Below are 14,850 nucleotides of genomic sequence, written 5' to 3' on the forward strand. Positions count from 1 at the left end.
CCGACAGCGTAAGGTTTGGGTATATGCGCGAGTTGCCGCAAGGTCTGACGCCGCCACGAAACGGCGACGCAATCGAAACCGACCATCATCTGTCCCGCCGCGCCGTCCTTTCCGGGGCAGGCGCGCTGGCGCTGCTCAGCGCCGCCGGCTGCTCGACTTCCGGCGGCGGCATGCCGGCGCTTGATCTCGACAATACGGTCACCGGTTCCGTGCCGCCGATGCGGCCGGCGATCAGCGTCGACAAGAACATCACCAGCCCCGACCTGATGTATGCCGCGTTGACGGACAACGGTTTCAACGTGCCCGAGGTGCCGTATCTGAAGGTCAAGCCGGAATTCCGCCGCCAGATCGTCGTGGAGACGACCGGCGAAGCGCCCGGCACCATTGTCGTCCATCTCAAGGAACGCATGCTCTATCTCGTCCAGCCGGGTGGCGACGCGATCCGCTATGGTGTCGGCATCGGCAAGGACGGCTTCCGCTGGTCCGGCCGCGCCAACATCCAGTATGGCCGCGAATGGCCGACCTGGACACCGCCGCCCGAAATGATCCAGCGCAAGCCCGAACTGGTGAAGTGGCAGGGCGGCCAGCCCGGCGGCCTCACCAACCCGCTCGGGGCGCGCGCGCTCTACATCTACCAGGACGGCAAGGATACCGGCTACCGCATCCATGGCTCTCCGGAATGGTGGAGCATCGGCCAGGCGATGTCGTCGGGCTGCGTGCGCCTGATCAACCAGGACATCATCGACCTCTACAGCCGCGTTTCGAAGAAGAACCCGGTCGTCGTCATGTGATCTTTCGAGCGGCCAACGCGGCCGCTTTATCGTCTTGTTCGAGCATGATTTCTGGACAAACGGAAACCGTTTGTCCGAGAGAACCGGTTTCCATTTTCGGGATCGTGCCCGCGACTCCCCCGTTGCGCGATGCCGCGAGACAGGCGAAGGTGTCTTGAGACCCATCGCCTCGGGAGACGTCAGGAATGGCCGGAACTTTTGTTATCGCGCAAGGCGGCGGCCCAACCGCCGTCATCAACCAGACGGTTGTCGGCGCCACGCTGGAGATCCGCAAGCGGCATCCCGGCGCCAAGGTGCTGGGCTCCCTCCATGGCGTGCGCGGCATTCGTGACGGCAATTATGTCGACCTTTCGGCCATCCCCGAGGACCGGCTGCGGCTGATTGCCGGGACACCGAGCGCGGCGCTTGGCTCGACGCGCGACAAACCGGACGCGGCCTACTGCGATGTCATCCTCAAGGGCTTGCAGAAGGCCGGGGCCGACGCCTTCATCTATATAGGCGGCAACGACACGTCGGGCACACAGCAGATTCTGACCGACGCCGCCGGCGGCTCCATTGCTTTCGTCCATGCGCCCAAGACCATCGACAATGATCTCGAGGAGAACGACCATACGCCGGGCTTCATTTCGGCGGCGGAGTTCGTCGCCGGCGCCTTTCTGTCCGTCGACCTCGATTTTCGCGCTTTGCCCGGCATCTATGTCGGCATCGTCATGGGCCGGCACGCCGGCTTCCTGACCGCCGCCGCCGCCGCCTGGCAGCTCGATCCCGACAGCGGCCCGCATCTCGTCTACGTGCCCGAGCGGCCGTTCTCGGCCAAAGGCTTCATCGACGACGTGCGTGCCACGCTCGATCGCCACAAGCGCTGCATCGTCGCGGTGTCGGAAGGGGTCAGCACCGCCGACGGCAAGGCACTGGTCGAGAGCCTGGTGCCGCCGGAGAAACTGGAACGCGACCAGCACGGCAACGTCAAATTGTCGGGCAGCGACCTGCCGGCGGCGCTGGAACGGGCATTGGCCGATGGGCTTCCGGGCAAGCGGGCCCGCGTCGACGCACTCGGCTACATGCCGCGCGGCTATGTCGGCGCCATCAGCGCCGTCGACGCGCGGGAGGCTTTCGATGCCGGCGCCTTCGCGGTCTCCGTCGCTGAACAGGGCGGCGGCTCGGTGGCGCTGCAATATGATGGCACGAAGACCGTGCTGAAGAAGGTGCCGCTGAAGAATGTCGCCGGCAAGACCCGCCACATGCCGGACAATTTCATGAAGCCCGATGTCAGCCAGCTGTCCGAGGCCGGCATGGCCTATCTCAAGCGGCTGGTGCCGGAAAAGTACAAGGTCGGGAAGCCGTTCGTCTAATGTCAGGCTGGTTCAGCAAGAGCATCGTCGACGACAGGACGACGATGCTGACCGAGCCGTTCGTGCATGACTATGTCCGCGCCAACATCTGGCATCTGCGGGGTCGCGACGCCGACCTTCTGGTCGATACCGGCATGGGCATCTGTCCGCTGGCGCCGGAGATCGAAACGCCGCGGGACAAGCCGCTGCTGGTCGGCGCCACGCACATCCATCTCGACCATGTCGGCTCGCTGCACGAATTTCCATGGCGGGCCGGGCCGAGGATGAGTGCCGCGCAGTTCGAGAGCATGGATGAGGCGGCGACCTACGCCTACATGTTCCACGACCTCGAAGGTGCCGTTTCGAAACTGCCGGAGCCGGGCTGGAAGGCGACGGATTACAAGATCCCATCGGCGCCGCTGACGCGGACCCTCGACGAGGGCGACGTGGTCGACCTCGGCGACCGGCAATTCCGCGTCCTGCATCTTCCCGGGCATTCGCCGGATTCGATCGCGCTGTTCGACGAGGCCGACGGACTGTTCTTCAGCGGCGACGCCATCTACGACGATACGCTGATCGACTCGCTGCCGGATTCCGACCGGACCGCCTATGTCAGCACCATGCAGCGCCTGCTCGACCTGCCGATCCGCATCGGCCATGGCGGCCACGGACCGAGCTTCGACCGCAAGCGTATGCGTGAGATTGCAACGGCTTACATCAAAAAAACCGACGATGTCTGAACTTCGCCAAGCCCGCACACTGTAAGGAGCGGTCCTGCGACGGTCAGGCGCCTATCAGGCCGCGAAGAATTAAATCTTTGTAATATAACCGAAAAAACCTAATTCGCCCGCATCCGCGTCCTAGATTCCGGTTTCATCGACCTGAACGGCCACCGCATGAAGCGAGACAGGCGGCCGCGATGGCCGGTACGCCGAATGGGCCGCTCCCATGGAGTCCACGGCGCCGAACCCAATGTCTCGCACGGACAACGACCATGTCATCCCACAACATTCCTCGCAGACATCGCGTCGCCGCATTGCTGGGCGCCGCCCTTATCATCTCCCCCTTCGTCGTTTCATTTGCTCAAAGTGCCGGTAACACAGGCGTGAGCAACGTTGTCGCGACGACCCAGACCCCTGTCGCCGGTATCACCGCCCCCAATGGCTCCTTTGCTCCGATCGTGGCGGCTGACAAGCCCGCGGTGGTGACGGTCACAACCGTGATGAAAGCGCAGCCTGCAAATGACGACGATGGGATGCCTCTCGGCAACTCCCCGTTCGACCAATATTTCCGCCAGTTCTTTGGCGACCAGGGCATGCCGGCTCCGCGGACGCCGCCGCAGCAGGCGCAGCGCGCCGAAGCGCTCGGCTCCGGCTTCATCGTCTCTGCCGACGGCACGATCGTCACCAACAATCACGTCGTCGACGGCGCCTCCTCGATCAAGGTTACGCTCGACGACGGTACCGAACTTCCCGCCAAGCTCATCGGCCGCGACGCCAAGAACGATCTCGCCGTGCTCAAGATCAAGGCCGACAAACCCTTGCCGACGGTCAAATGGGGCGATTCCGACCGGCTGATGACCGGCGACCAGGTGCTGGCGATCGGCAATCCGTTCGGCATCGGCACCACGGTGACGGCAGGCATCGTTTCGGCCCGCGGCCGCGACCTGCATAGCGGACCGTTCGACGATTTCATCCAGATCGATGCGCCGATCAACCATGGCAATTCCGGCGGCCCGCTGGTGGATGTGAACGGCAATGTTGTCGGCATCAACACGGCGATCTATTCGCCCAATGGCGGCAGTGTTGGCGTCGGCTTCGCCATCCCGTCCGACCAGGCGCAGAAGGTCGTGGCCAAGCTGATGAAGGACGGCTCGATCCAGTATGGCTATCTCGGTGTCGAGATCCAGCCGGTGACGCCCGACGTGGCAAGCGCCATCGGGCTCGACCATCCCGGCGGCGCGCTAGTTTCGAAGGTCAATGACAGTTCGCCCGCCGCCAGCGCCGGCGTCGAGGCCGGCGACGTCATCACGGGCTTTGCCGGACAGGACGTCAAGGACCCCAAGGATCTGTCACGCGCCGTCGCCGATGTCGCTCCTGGCGCCAAGGAATCGCTCGATATCTGGCGCAAGGGCAAGGCTATGCAGATTTCCGTCAATGTCGGGCAAAACAGCGATGACGTGAAGACGGCGTCGACTGACGATTCCGGCATGCCGAGCGCCGAACAAGGCTCACGCGCGCCGGCGATCGGCCTCGGCCTGATGGATATCACGCCCGACATTCGCCAGGAAATGAACCTCGCCGACAACGAGCATGGCGCGGTGGTTGCGCGCGTCAGTCCCGACAAGGCGGCGGCCGCGGCCGGCATCCAGCCGGGCGATATCATCGTCGCCGTCAACCAGGCGCCGGTCAAGAGCGCCCGGCAGGTCACGCAGGCGATCGCCCAGGCCAGCAAGTCAGGCCGCAAGTCGGTGCTGCTGCTGGTCGAACGCGACGGCGGCCAGATCTACGTCGCCGTGCCATTCGCCAATGGCTGAGGCGCGGGGCTGGATTTGAACCGAGGGCGGGCTCGTCGCGACGAGCCCGCCGCTATCTAGAGTTTGCGCAGCGCCACTTCCTCGACCAGATGGTCGGCGCCCTTGCGCAGGATGAGGTCGGCGCGGGCGCGGGTCGGCAGGATGTTTTCGCGCAAATTCTTCAGATTGATGTTGGTCCACAGGCCTTCGGCGATGGCGCGCGCCGAATCCTCCGAGAGCTGCGAATAGCGGTGGAAGAAGGAATCCGGATTGCGGAACGCGGTCTCGCGCAGACGCATGAAACGGGAAATGTACCACTGGTGGATCAGTTTCTCGTCGGCATCGATATAGATGGCGAAATCGAAAAAGTCCGACAGGAAAGGCACGATCTTGCCGTCCTGCGGCAGCTTGCCCGGCTGCAGCACATTGATGCCTTCGAAGATCAGTATATCCGGCCGGTCGATGGTGACGAATTCGCCGGGAATGACGTCGTAGGTGAGATGCGAATAGACCGGCGCGCGCACATTGGGCAGCGCCGACTTGATGCCGGAGAGGAAACGCAGCAGCGCGCCGACATCGTAGCTGTCGGGAAAGCCCTTGCGTTCCATCAGGTTTTCGCGGCGCAGGACCTCGTTGGGCAGCAGGAAGCCGTCGGTGGTGATGAGATCGACCTTGGGGCTCGACGGCCAGCGCGCCAGCAATTCCTTCAGCACGCGGGCCGTGGTCGATTTGCCGACCGCCACCGAGCCGGCGATGCCGATGATGAACGGCGTCTTGACGATATCGACGGCGTTGAAGAAGGCCTGGCGCTGCCTGAACAGCAATTGGCTGGCCTCGACATGCGCGGATAAAAGCCGCGACAGCGACAGATAGATGCGCTTGACCTCTTCGAGGTCGACCGGGTCGTTGAGCGAACGCAGGCGGCGGAACTCGTCCTCGCTCAGTGTCAGCGGCGTGTCGGCTCGGAATTGCGACCATTGCTCGGCGGAGAAGAAACGAAAGGGGGAATATTTCTCGGTTGGCGCGAGCTGATCCATCGAGATACCTGCCCTCCCTCGTGCTCAGCCCTTGGGCCGCGACGCCTTCTCGGCGATACCCGAACGCGCGGTGCGGCTTTCGAGCTCCTGGAGCACGTCGCGCAACGGAACACCCGAAATGCCGAGAACGACGAGCCAATGATATATAAGATCGGCACTTTCGGAAACGAGGCCCTGCCTGTCGCCCTTGACGGCGGCAATCACGGTCTCGACCGCCTCTTCGCCAAGCTTCTGCGCCGCCTTGTCGATGCCACGGGAAAACAGCTTGGCCGTCCACGAGTCCGCATCGCCGGAATGGGCGCGCTCATGGACTATTTTTTCCAGATCGGAGAGCGAAAACTCGGTCATGGCCGCCGTTTAAGACCGATTACCTGGGGAGTCCAGCCGCATCGGCAGGCCGGCATTGGCCATATGTGCCTTGGCCTGGGCAATCGTGTAGGTGCCGAAATGGAAGATGGAGGCGGCCAGCACGGCGCCGGCATGGCCATCGCGAATGCCTTCCACCAAATGATCGAGCGTGCCGACGCCGCCCGACGCGATGACTGGCGCGCGCACCGCATCAGCAATCGCGCGCGTCAGGGCGATGTCGTAGCCGGCCTTCGTGCCGTCGCGGTCCATCGAGGTCAGCAGGATCTCGCCGGCGCCACGATCGACCATTTTCCGGGCGAATTCGACCGCGTCGATGCCGGTCTTCTCGCGTCCGCCATGGGTGAAGATCTCCCAACGATCGGCCTCGCCGGCGCTGGAGACCTTCTTGGCGTCGATGGCGACGACGATGCACTGGTTGCCGAACTTGTCGGCCGCTTCGGCGACGAAATCCGGGTTCTTCACCGCCGCCGTGTTGATCGACACCTTGTCGGCGCCTGCCAAAAGCAGCTTCCTGATGTCGGCGACCTGGCGCACGCCGCCGCCGACGGTCAGCGGCATGAAGCACTGTTCGGCGGTGCGGGCGATGACATCGAAGATGGTTTCCCGGTTGTCGGACGAAGCGGTGATGTCGAGAAAGCACAGCTCGTCGGCGCCGGCGGCGTCATAGGCCTTGGCTGCCTCGACCGGGTCGCCGGCGTCGATGAGATCGACGAAATTGACGCCCTTGACGACACGGCCGTCCTTGACGTCGAGGCACGGGATGACGCGGGCTTTCAGCATCAGCGGCCCTCTATCGTGGCGATAAGGTCGTTGAGCAACTGGCCGACCAGCGGCGGCACGTCGGCCTGGGCATCGAAGGCCGGATCGTAGGCGGAAACGGTGATGCCGACGACTGGCACGGCAAGCGCCATGGCACAGGCCGCGTCGCGCAACTGTTCGGGGCTCGGCCCGCCAGGTGTGACATAGCGATTGGCCTGCAGCTCCCGGGGGTCGTGCACGTCGAGATCGAGATGCATGTGCACGCTTTTGGCGCCGGCGGCTTTCAGTCTTTCGGTCGCTTGCGCCACGCCGGGGCATTCGGTGCGGATCACCGGCAAGGTCTCGAGAAGTTTTTTCTCCGCCGGATCGAGATCGCGGGCGTTGACGAGCACGCAGCGCGAGGGATCGATCGACTGGAAGCCGGGAATGGCTGATGCCATCGGACGCCAGCACAGGCCGAGGACGGTCGCCAGCGCCATGCCGTCAAGGAAGCCGTATACGGAGGTCTCGGGCGTGTTGAGGTCGCCATGCTGGTCGGCCCAGATGATCGCATCGGCGCCTTCGCCGGCGACCGCGCCGGCGCTGGTCAGGCAGTTTCCGGCCAGCACGATAGGAAACCGTCCCCTGTCGATGGCAATGCGGACCTCGCCCGAGACAGCGTTGCAGACGGCAAAGCCGGTGGCGATCTCCCGCTCCTGGTCGTCGCCGACCCTGCCGATATCCTCGACCGCGACGTCGTGGCCGGCCATGGTCAGGGCATCGACGAGACCGCCCGCAATCAGCGCGTCCGGCCCCTGGCCCATGCCGCCATGGTAGTGGCCGCTGTCGTAGGAGGCGAGGATGATGGTGATCTTCACGATTTCGCCTCCGCCACCGGCCGGCCCTGCAGGATCGCCAGCGCCTCGGTCGGATCGATGCGGCCGTCATAGAGCGCGCGGCCCGAGATGGCCCCTTCGAGCTTTTGTGCGTCCGGCATGGTCATGCGCACGATGTCGGCGATAGAGGCCAGCCCCCCCGAAGCGATGACCGGGATCGATACGGCGTCGGCGAGGTCGATGGTGGCATCCCAGTTGATGCCGGTCAGCACGCCGTCACGGTCGATGTCGGTGTAGATGATGGCGGCGACGCCGGCGCCCTCGAACTTCTTCGCCAGTTCGATGACGCCAAGGCTCGACGCTTCGGCCCAGCCCTCGACGGCCACCTTGCCGCCCTTGGCGTCGATGCCGACCGCGACCTTGCCCGGGAAAGCCTTGCAGGCCTGCTTGACCAGATCGGGATCGCGCACCGCCACCGTGCCGAGAATGACGCGGGCGAGACCGCGATCGAGCCAGTCCTCGATCTGCGCAATCGTGCGGATGCCACCGCCAAGCTGTACCGGGTTCCTGGTCGCCTTGAGGATGGCGCCGACCGCCGCGCTGTTGACGCTCTGGCCCTTGAATGCGCCGTTGAGGTCGACGACGTGCAGCCACTCGAAGCCCTGGTCCTCGAAGGCTTTTGCCTGCGCGGCGGGATCATCGTTGTAGATGGTCGCGGTCGCCATGTCGCCGTGCTTCAGGCGCACGCATTGGCCGTCCTTGAGGTCGATGGCAGGAAACAGGATCACGATTCAGGCGCCCTCAACGATGACGAAATGGCCCGTCGATGCGGCCAGCCTGAATTTCGAGGCATGCTGATATTCCGGCGAATGATAGCATTCCGCTGCCTTGTCGTAGGATTCGAACTCGATCACGACATGGCGATTGCCTGTCGGCTGTTCCGGGTTCTCGTGGCGGCCCGCCCGCACGATGAATTTGGCGCCGTACTTGGCAAAGGCAACAGCATTCGCCTCGATATAGTGCTTGTAGACCTCGGGATCGCGAACATCGATCATCGCCATCCAATAGCCCTTCTTGCTCATGCTCTAGGGCCTCCACTTCAGGAAATTGGTGATCAACGCCAGCCCCAGCGCCTGGCTCTTCTCCGGATGGAACTGCGTGCCGACGAGATTGTCGCGGGCGACGGTGGCCGTCACCGGGCCGCCATAGTCGGCGACCGCCAGAACCTCGTCCGCCTTGCGCGCATCGAGATGGTAGGAGTGGACGAAGTAGGCGTGCAGTCCCGCGGTTCCGGTTGGAATGCCGGCAAAAAGCGGATGCTGGCGCCGAAGCTCGATCGTGTTCCAGCCGATCTGCGGGATCTTCAGCGCCGGATCGGCCGGCGTGATCTCCTTGACGTCGCCCGATATCCAGCCAAAGCCGTTGGTGACGGTCTTTTCCAGGCCGCGTCCGGACATCAGCTGCATGCCGACGCAGATGCCGAGGAAAGGGCGAGCTTTGGCGATCGCGACGTCCTCGACCGCTTCCCACATGCCCTCGACGGCACGCAGACCTGCCGCGCAGTCGGCATAGGCGCCGACGCCGGGCAGGACGATGCGGTCGGCCGTCCGCACCCGGTCGGCATCGGCCGTCAGCTCGATCTCGGCCGATATGCCGGCTTCGCGCGCGGCGCGCTCGAAGGCCTTGGTGGCCGAGCGCAGATTGCCCGAGCCATAGTCGATGATTGCTACCCGCATGTCAGGGCCGTCCCGGTATGTGGGTCAGGCCCAGCGCCATGCCCGGCTGCGCCGGGCGCGCCAGGGCGGCATCCGGAACCATGCGCGGCGCGGGAATGGCTTCCTCGGCGCGCCCCTCGGCCTCAAGCGCATAGCGCATGTCGGCGTCGTCGAGCCTGCCGGCGTGAACCACGCCCCATTCATGCCAGCCGCGCCGGCGAAGGGCCGCGATGCGCAACCCCTGCCCTTCCAGGCCGACATAGAACGAGACGAGCAGCGACAGCAGTGAACTGGCCAGACCGAGGCCAAGCTTCTGACCAGCCATCGAAAGCAGGCCCATGACGACGAAGGCAAGCCCGGCTTCAATCCACAGCCGATGCCAGGCGAGCCATAACGGCGGCACCAAGAAGCCGAGCCAGGTGAAGCCGTCGCGGACAAACGCCGTTGAGTCGGCCTTCTCGCTGCGGCCGGGCGGTTCCATCACGACATAGGCGGCCATGACGCTATCCCTTCAAAGATCCCTTGGTGGAGGGAACCGCGTCCGGCTGGCGCGGGTCCGGCTCGAGTGCCGTGCGCAGCGCGCGCGCCACCGCCTTGAAGCAGGTCTCGGCGATATGGTGGTTGTTGGCGCCATAATGGTTGGTGACATGCAGCGTGATGCCGGCATTCTGCGCCAGTGCCTGGAAGAATTCCCGCACCAGTTCGGTGTCGAAGGTGCCGATCTTGGGCGACGAGAAGGACACGTTCCAGACCAGGAACGGCCGGCCCGACACGTCGATCGCCGCACGCGTCAGCGTCTCGTCCATGGCAAGGTCGATCGAGGCATAGCGCATGATGCCGCGCCGTTCGCCCAGCGCCTTGGTCAGCGCCTGGCCGAGCGCGATGCCGGTGTCCTCGACCGTGTGATGGTCGTCAATATGCAGGTCGCCCTTCGCCCTGACCGTCATGTCGATCAGGGAATGGCGCGAGAGCTGGTCCAGCATGTGGTCGAAGAAGCCGACGCCCGTGGCGATATCGGATTTGCCCGAGCCGTCGACCTGGACCGACACCGAGATGTCGGTTTCCCTGGTCTTGCGGCTGGCTTCGGCGGAACGGGGCGCCATCACTCTATCCTTGTCCCAGCGATTCACTTGGTAAACCGGGTTCACGTGCTAAACCGGTTCACAGGCTCCAAGCGCTCGCGGGCTTGAAAACGAATGCCTTCTATCAGCATGATCCGGCGATTGCCAGTTGCCTCGGACAGCGGTATCGGGCCTTGCCGGAGAGGCGATTTGCAATCATTGGTCCTGTGCATACATATGGCCGATAAATCACTCGTACCGCGCCAATCGCCTTTTGGGATCGCGCGAATCGGAGCCAGGAAATGTCTGATAATCTGACCATGCACGCCACGACCATCGTGACGGTGCGCAAGGGCAACAAGGTGGTGATCGCTGGCGACGGCCAGGTCAGCCTTGGCCAGACCATCATGAAGGGCAATGCGCGCAAGGTCCGCCGCATCGGCAAGGGCGGCAATGTGATTGCCGGTTTCGCCGGCGCTACCGCCGACGCCTTCACCCTGCTGGAGCGGCTGGAAGCCAAGCTCGAACAATATCCCGACCAGTTGACGCGCGCCTGCGTCGAACTCGCCAAGGACTGGCGCACCGACCGCTATCTGCGCCGGCTCGAGGCGATGATGCTGGTGGCCGACAAGTCGGTCTCGCTGGCGCTGACCGGCAACGGCGACGTGCTCGAACCGGAACATGGCGTGATGGCCATCGGCTCGGGCGGCAATTACGCACTGGCCGCGGCGCGCGCCTTGATGGACACCGACAAGGATGCCGAGGAAATCGCCCGCAAGGCGATGCAGATCGCTTCCGACATCTGCGTCTACACCAACAACAACTTCGTCGTCGAAACGCTCGATGCCGCCTGAGCAGCTCTACGATTTTCGGCCGGTGACCACGAAAGACCTGCCGATGATCGCCGGCTGGCTCGCCGAGCCTGAAGTCGCTCGGTGGTGGAACGATCCGGAGACGGAAATCGCCGAGATCCGCGATCATATCGACTCGATTTCCGTCGAGCCGCTGATCGTCGAACTCGACGGCAAGCCGATCGCCTATCTGCAGAGCTACGATCCGCATATGGAAGACGACCATCCCTATGCCGACCAGCCGTTCGGCACGCTCGGCATCGACCTGTCGATCGGCCGGCCCGAACTGATCGGCATCGGCCATGGCTCGGCCATCGCCAGGCAATTCGTCGAAGACCTGTTCAGGGAAGGCGTACCGCGCGTCATCATCGATCCGGACCCGGCCAATATCAGGGCCATCCGCGCCTATGAAAAAGCCGGATTCCGGGCCATTGATCGCAGGCAATCGGTCTATGGCAACGTGGTGCTTATGGCTATCGATGCTGAAGAGGGCGATGCCGAAGGGGGCGATGCCGAAGAAGGCGACGCGGAAGAGGGGCTATAGGGCATGGACGCATCCGGCGAGGAGAAGAACCTCTCGGCCTACGAAAACAGCTGGCGGATGGGGCTGCTGATCGTTGCCGGGCTTATCATCGTCCAGGCCGTCACGCTCTATCTGATGGGCCGGACGCCGATCTGCACATGCGGCTACGTCAAACTCTGGCACGGCGTGGTGAACAGTTCCGAGAATTCCCAGCACATTTCGGACTGGTACACCTTCTCGCACATCATCCACGGCTTCCTGTTCTACGCGCTGGCACGGTTCCTGTTCCCACGCTCGCCGATCGGCCTGAGGCTGGCATTCGCCGTTCTCATCGAAGGCGGCTGGGAATTGCTCGAGAACAGCCCGTTCATCATCGACCGCTACCGCGCCGGCACCATCTCGCTCGACTATTACGGCGACAGCATCATCAATTCGGTATCCGACACACTGGCCATGGTGCTGGGATTTGTGATGGCGCGAAGGCTACCTATATGGGTGATCGTCAGCCTCGCCATCCTTTTTGAACTGGGTACCGGCTACCTCATCCGGGACAATCTGACACTCAACGTGATCATGCTGCTGCATCCGTTCGAGGCCATCAAGCAGTGGCAAAGTGGAATTTAGCTATGACGACATTTTCTCCCCGCGAAATCGTTTCCGAACTCGACCGCTTCATCATCGGCCAGAAGGACGCCAAGCGCGCCGTGGCCATCGCCTTGCGCAATCGCTGGCGCCGCCAGCAGCTGGAAGGCCAGATGCGCGAAGAGGTGATGCCGAAGAACATCCTGATGATCGGGCCGACCGGCGTCGGCAAGACCGAGATCTCGCGCCGCCTGGCGCGTCTGGCCGGTGCGCCTTTCGTCAAGGTCGAGGCAACCAAGTTCACCGAAGTCGGCTATGTCGGCCGTGACGTCGAGCAGATCATCCGCGATCTCGTCGAGATCGCCATAGGCCTGGTGCGCGAAAAGATGCGCGAGGACGTCAAGGCGCGCGCCCACATCAATGCCGAGGAACGCGTTCTGGAAGCGCTGGTCGGCAAGACGGCGAGCCCGGCGACGCGCGACAGCTTCCGCAAGAAGCTGCGCGACGGCGAACTCGACGACAAGGAGATCGAGATCGAAGTGGCCGATACCGGCAATGGCGGCATGCCCGGTTTCGAGATTCCCGGCATGCCGGGCGCCAATATCGGCGTGCTCAACATCAACGACATGTTGTCCAAGGCGATGGGCGGCAAGAAGACCAAGCAGCGCAAGACGACAGTGAAGGAATCCTACGATCTGCTGGTCAGTGACGAGTCCGACAAGCTGCTCGACCAGGACGAGGTGGTGCGCCGGGCGCTCGATGCCGCGGAAAACGACGGGATCGTCTTCCTCGACGAGATCGACAAGATCGCGGCCAGATCGGACATTTCGGGCGGGCCTTCGCGCGAAGGCGTGCAGCGTGACCTGCTGCCGCTGGTCGAAGGCACCACGGTGGCGACCAAATACGGGCCGCTGAAGACCGACCACATCCTGTTCATCGCGTCGGGCGCCTTCCACGTCTCGAAGCCGTCCGACCTGTTGCCGGAATTGCAGGGCCGCCTGCCGATCCGCGTCGAGCTGCGCGCGCTGGAGAAGGAGGATTTCGTCCGCATCCTGACCGAGACGGAAGCGAGCCTGATCAAGCAGTATATCGCGCTGATGAAGACCGAAGGGGTCGACCTGACCTTCACCGACGACGCCATCGATTCGCTCGCCGGCATCGCCGTCGACCTCAACGCCAGCGTCGAGAATATCGGCGCCAGGCGGCTGCAGACAGTGATGGAGCGGGTGCTGGACGAGATCTCCTACGACGCACCCGACCGCAACGGCACGAGCGTCACCATCGACGCGGCCTATGTGGAAAAGCATGTCGGCGATCTGTCCAGAAACACAGATTTGTCGCGATTCATCCTGTAAACGACAGCTCTGGAACGTTCCGGCGCCGGATCAGGCAATATCTTCCGGCGGAAATCATGTGTGGCCAGATGGTACCATCTGGCCACCTTTCGTCTTGCCGGCGGAAAGGGTGCTCTCGACTCAACCCGGAGCATTACCCTAGTTTGCGCGGCAATACTTCAGGGCGGCGGCGCATGAAAAAACTCATACTGGTCATTCTCGGCTTGACGCTGGCGGCGACGCTGTTCGCGGCTGATGCGGCGACATTGGTGCCGCCGGGAAACCGCAATGCCGAGCAGCCCGACATTCCCGGCGCCTCGAGCCGGCGCACGCAGGCGACCAACACCACCTTCCAGGCGAAATACCGCAAGGTCTACGCCTTGCTGCAGAACGATGCCGATCTGCGCGCCAAGATCAAGAAGGCCGCTTCTTCCTACGGCATCGATCCCCTGCACATCGTCGGCGCCATCGTCGGCGAGCACACCTACAATGTCGACGCCTATGACCGGCTGCAGACCTATTACGTCAAGGCGATCTCCTATCTCTCCAGCAAGCTGTCCTTCGCCTATGACGGCGAGGACATCACCGATTTCGTACAGCGGCCGGAGTTCAAGAAATGCGCCGCAATGTCGGACAGCTATGACCTTTGGGAATGTCGCGAGCAGGTCTGGAACCATTCGTTTCGCGGCAAATCCGTCGGCGGGACAAGCTTTCCCGACGACCGCTTCGGTGCCACCTTCTTCCAGCCTTACTATGCCGGCCAGACCTTCGGCCTTGGCCAGCTCAACCCTTTGACGGCGCTGCAGATGAGCGATCTCGTGCACAAGGTGTCCGGCCTGCCGAAGCTCGACGTCGGCGACCCCAATTCGGTCTACAAGACCATCATGGATCCCGACCTGACGCTGCCCTACGTGGCCGCGACGATCAGGAAATCGATCGATGCCTACAAGAGCATCGCCGGGTTCGATATTTCGGGCAATCCGGGACTGACCGCCACGCTCTACAATGTCGGCAATCCGGAGCAGCGCGCCTATGCGCTGAAGGCGGAGAACGACAAGCGTCGCGCCGCCGGTGAACAGGTGAAGCTGCCGGAAGAGAATTATTATGGCTGGCTGGTCAACGACAAGCTGCCGGAACTCAAGGCGCTTTTCTAGAGCATTTCAAGGA

The 14,850-nt window shown here is 63.4% G+C and carries 18 protein-coding genes; 9 read left to right on the forward strand and 9 right to left on the reverse strand.

Features of this window, described 5'->3' with window-relative positions; genetic code table 11:
• Window positions 1–23 precede the first annotated feature (23 nt).
• The 4 genes from MesoLj_RS02325 (at window position 24) to MesoLj_RS02340 (ending at window position 4,658) form a co-directional block, all read left to right on the forward strand.
• Window positions 24–791: a L,D-transpeptidase gene (locus MesoLj_RS02325; protein ID WP_202324944.1), complete on the forward strand. Its 768-nt coding sequence runs from the start codon at window positions 24–26 to the stop codon at window positions 789–791.
• Between the two features lie 185 nt (window positions 792–976).
• Window positions 977–2,143 (forward strand): diphosphate--fructose-6-phosphate 1-phosphotransferase, encoded by a 1,167-nt coding sequence (locus MesoLj_RS02330; protein WP_202324945.1) that lies wholly within the window; start codon window positions 977–979, stop codon window positions 2,141–2,143.
• Entirely contained in the window at window positions 2,143–2,862 is a 720-nt protein-coding gene (locus MesoLj_RS02335) for an MBL fold metallo-hydrolase (RefSeq protein ID WP_202324946.1), read from the forward strand. Before MesoLj_RS02330 ends, MesoLj_RS02335 begins: the two co-directional genes overlap by 1 nt.
• A gap of 254 nt (window positions 2,863–3,116) precedes the next feature.
• On the forward strand, window positions 3,117–4,658 hold the full coding sequence (locus MesoLj_RS02340; protein WP_202324947.1) for a DegQ family serine endoprotease: 1,542 nt from the start codon (window positions 3,117–3,119) through the stop codon (window positions 4,656–4,658).
• Between the two features lie 56 nt (window positions 4,659–4,714).
• Here MesoLj_RS02340 and coaA read toward each other — a convergent pair whose 3' ends face one another.
• Genes coaA through hisB form a run of 9 tightly spaced genes read right to left on the reverse strand, consistent with a single transcriptional unit; the run spans window position 4,715 to window position 10,435 of the window.
• Entirely contained in the window at window positions 4,715–5,674 is a 960-nt protein-coding gene (gene coaA, locus MesoLj_RS02345; RefSeq protein ID WP_056568914.1) for a type I pantothenate kinase, read from the reverse strand.
• Between the two features lie 24 nt (window positions 5,675–5,698).
• On the reverse strand, window positions 5,699–6,022 hold the full coding sequence (locus tag MesoLj_RS02350; protein ID WP_202324948.1) for a phosphoribosyl-ATP diphosphatase: 324 nt from the start codon (window positions 6,020–6,022) through the stop codon (window positions 5,699–5,701).
• A 9-nt stretch (window positions 6,023–6,031) separates the two neighbouring features.
• Entirely contained in the window at window positions 6,032–6,826 is a 795-nt protein-coding gene (gene hisF, locus MesoLj_RS02355; protein WP_202327141.1) for an imidazole glycerol phosphate synthase subunit HisF, read from the reverse strand.
• On the reverse strand, window positions 6,823–7,659 hold the full coding sequence (locus MesoLj_RS02360; RefSeq protein ID WP_202324949.1) for an arginase family protein: 837 nt from the start codon (window positions 7,657–7,659) through the stop codon (window positions 6,823–6,825). Before MesoLj_RS02360 ends, hisF begins: the two co-directional genes overlap by 4 nt.
• The gene (gene hisA / locus MesoLj_RS02365; protein WP_202324950.1) at window positions 7,656–8,405 is read right to left on the reverse strand and encodes a 1-(5-phosphoribosyl)-5-[(5-phosphoribosylamino)methylideneamino]imidazole-4-carboxamide isomerase; all 750 of its coding nucleotides are present in this window, start codon (window positions 8,403–8,405) and stop codon (window positions 7,656–7,658) included. The genes MesoLj_RS02360 and hisA overlap by 4 nt, the downstream gene beginning before the upstream one ends.
• Before the next feature lie 3 nt (window positions 8,406–8,408).
• Complete coding sequence (locus MesoLj_RS02370; protein ID WP_202324951.1) at window positions 8,409–8,699, reverse strand: DUF1330 domain-containing protein; 291 nt, start codon at window positions 8,697–8,699, stop codon at window positions 8,409–8,411.
• Between the two features lie 3 nt (window positions 8,700–8,702).
• Window positions 8,703–9,353: an imidazole glycerol phosphate synthase subunit HisH gene (gene hisH / locus MesoLj_RS02375; protein ID WP_202324952.1), complete on the reverse strand. Its 651-nt coding sequence runs from the start codon at window positions 9,351–9,353 to the stop codon at window positions 8,703–8,705.
• A gap of 1 nt (window position 9,354) precedes the next feature.
• On the reverse strand, window positions 9,355–9,831 hold the full coding sequence (locus MesoLj_RS02380) for a DUF2628 domain-containing protein (RefSeq protein WP_140770367.1): 477 nt from the start codon (window positions 9,829–9,831) through the stop codon (window positions 9,355–9,357).
• Between the two features lie 4 nt (window positions 9,832–9,835).
• A complete protein-coding gene (gene hisB, locus MesoLj_RS02385; RefSeq protein ID WP_202324953.1) occupies window positions 9,836–10,435 on the reverse strand; it encodes an imidazoleglycerol-phosphate dehydratase HisB in 600 nt (199 codons plus the stop codon).
• A gap of 260 nt (window positions 10,436–10,695) precedes the next feature.
• Here hisB and hslV point away from each other — a divergent pair, with 260 nt between their 5' ends.
• From hslV to MesoLj_RS02410, 5 genes are all read left to right on the forward strand, one after another.
• Window positions 10,696–11,247, forward strand: coding sequence for an ATP-dependent protease subunit HslV (hslV, locus tag MesoLj_RS02390; RefSeq protein WP_137928919.1), 552 nt, complete (start codon window positions 10,696–10,698; stop codon window positions 11,245–11,247).
• Window positions 11,237–11,788, forward strand: coding sequence for a GNAT family N-acetyltransferase (locus tag MesoLj_RS02395; RefSeq protein WP_202324954.1), 552 nt, complete (start codon window positions 11,237–11,239; stop codon window positions 11,786–11,788). Before hslV ends, MesoLj_RS02395 begins: the two co-directional genes overlap by 11 nt.
• A 3-nt stretch (window positions 11,789–11,791) precedes the next feature.
• Window positions 11,792–12,391, forward strand: a complete 600-nt coding sequence (locus MesoLj_RS02400) for a DUF2585 domain-containing protein (protein ID WP_140770374.1) — start codon at window positions 11,792–11,794, stop codon at window positions 12,389–12,391.
• Between the two features lie 2 nt (window positions 12,392–12,393).
• The gene (gene hslU / locus MesoLj_RS02405; RefSeq protein ID WP_140770376.1) at window positions 12,394–13,704 is read left to right on the forward strand and encodes an ATP-dependent protease ATPase subunit HslU; all 1,311 of its coding nucleotides are present in this window, start codon (window positions 12,394–12,396) and stop codon (window positions 13,702–13,704) included.
• Window positions 13,705–13,877: 173 nt separating this feature from the next.
• Window positions 13,878–14,837 (forward strand): DUF1402 family protein, encoded by a 960-nt coding sequence (locus MesoLj_RS02410; protein ID WP_202324955.1) that lies wholly within the window; start codon window positions 13,878–13,880, stop codon window positions 14,835–14,837.
• Window positions 14,838–14,850: the final 13 nt, after the last annotated feature.

The sequence above is a fragment of the Mesorhizobium sp. 113-3-9 genome (assembly GCF_016756515.1).
Taxonomy (GTDB): Bacteria; Pseudomonadota; Alphaproteobacteria; order Rhizobiales; family Rhizobiaceae; genus Mesorhizobium.

What these genes read in the sequence shown, in the direction of transcription:
- MesoLj_RS02325 (WP_202324944.1), top strand. Translation starts at nt 24, where the DNA reads ATGCGCGAGTTGCCGCAAGGTCTGACGCCGCCACGAAACGGCGACGCA.
- MesoLj_RS02330 (WP_202324945.1), top strand. Translation starts at nt 977, where the DNA reads ATGGCCGGAACTTTTGTTATCGCGCAAGGCGGCGGCCCAACCGCCGTC.
- MesoLj_RS02335 (WP_202324946.1), top strand. Translation starts at nt 2,143, where the DNA reads ATGTCAGGCTGGTTCAGCAAGAGCATCGTCGACGACAGGACGACGATG.
- MesoLj_RS02340 (WP_202324947.1), top strand. Translation starts at nt 3,117, where the DNA reads ATGTCATCCCACAACATTCCTCGCAGACATCGCGTCGCCGCATTGCTG.
- coaA (WP_056568914.1), bottom strand. Translation starts at nt 5,674, where the DNA reads ATGGATCAGCTCGCGCCAACCGAGAAATATTCCCCCTTTCGTTTCTTC.
- MesoLj_RS02350 (WP_202324948.1), bottom strand. Translation starts at nt 6,022, where the DNA reads ATGACCGAGTTTTCGCTCTCCGATCTGGAAAAAATAGTCCATGAGCGC.
- MesoLj_RS02370 (WP_202324951.1), bottom strand. Translation starts at nt 8,699, where the DNA reads ATGAGCAAGAAGGGCTATTGGATGGCGATGATCGATGTTCGCGATCCC.
- hisH (WP_202324952.1), bottom strand. Translation starts at nt 9,353, where the DNA reads ATGCGGGTAGCAATCATCGACTATGGCTCGGGCAATCTGCGCTCGGCC.
- MesoLj_RS02380 (WP_140770367.1), bottom strand. Translation starts at nt 9,831, where the DNA reads ATGGCCGCCTATGTCGTGATGGAACCGCCCGGCCGCAGCGAGAAGGCC.
- hisB (WP_202324953.1), bottom strand. Translation starts at nt 10,435, where the DNA reads ATGGCGCCCCGTTCCGCCGAAGCCAGCCGCAAGACCAGGGAAACCGAC.
- hslV (WP_137928919.1), top strand. Translation starts at nt 10,696, where the DNA reads ATGTCTGATAATCTGACCATGCACGCCACGACCATCGTGACGGTGCGC.
- MesoLj_RS02395 (WP_202324954.1), top strand. Translation starts at nt 11,237, where the DNA reads ATGCCGCCTGAGCAGCTCTACGATTTTCGGCCGGTGACCACGAAAGAC.
- MesoLj_RS02400 (WP_140770374.1), top strand. Translation starts at nt 11,792, where the DNA reads ATGGACGCATCCGGCGAGGAGAAGAACCTCTCGGCCTACGAAAACAGC.
- hslU (WP_140770376.1), top strand. Translation starts at nt 12,394, where the DNA reads ATGACGACATTTTCTCCCCGCGAAATCGTTTCCGAACTCGACCGCTTC.
- MesoLj_RS02410 (WP_202324955.1), top strand. Translation starts at nt 13,878, where the DNA reads ATGAAAAAACTCATACTGGTCATTCTCGGCTTGACGCTGGCGGCGACG.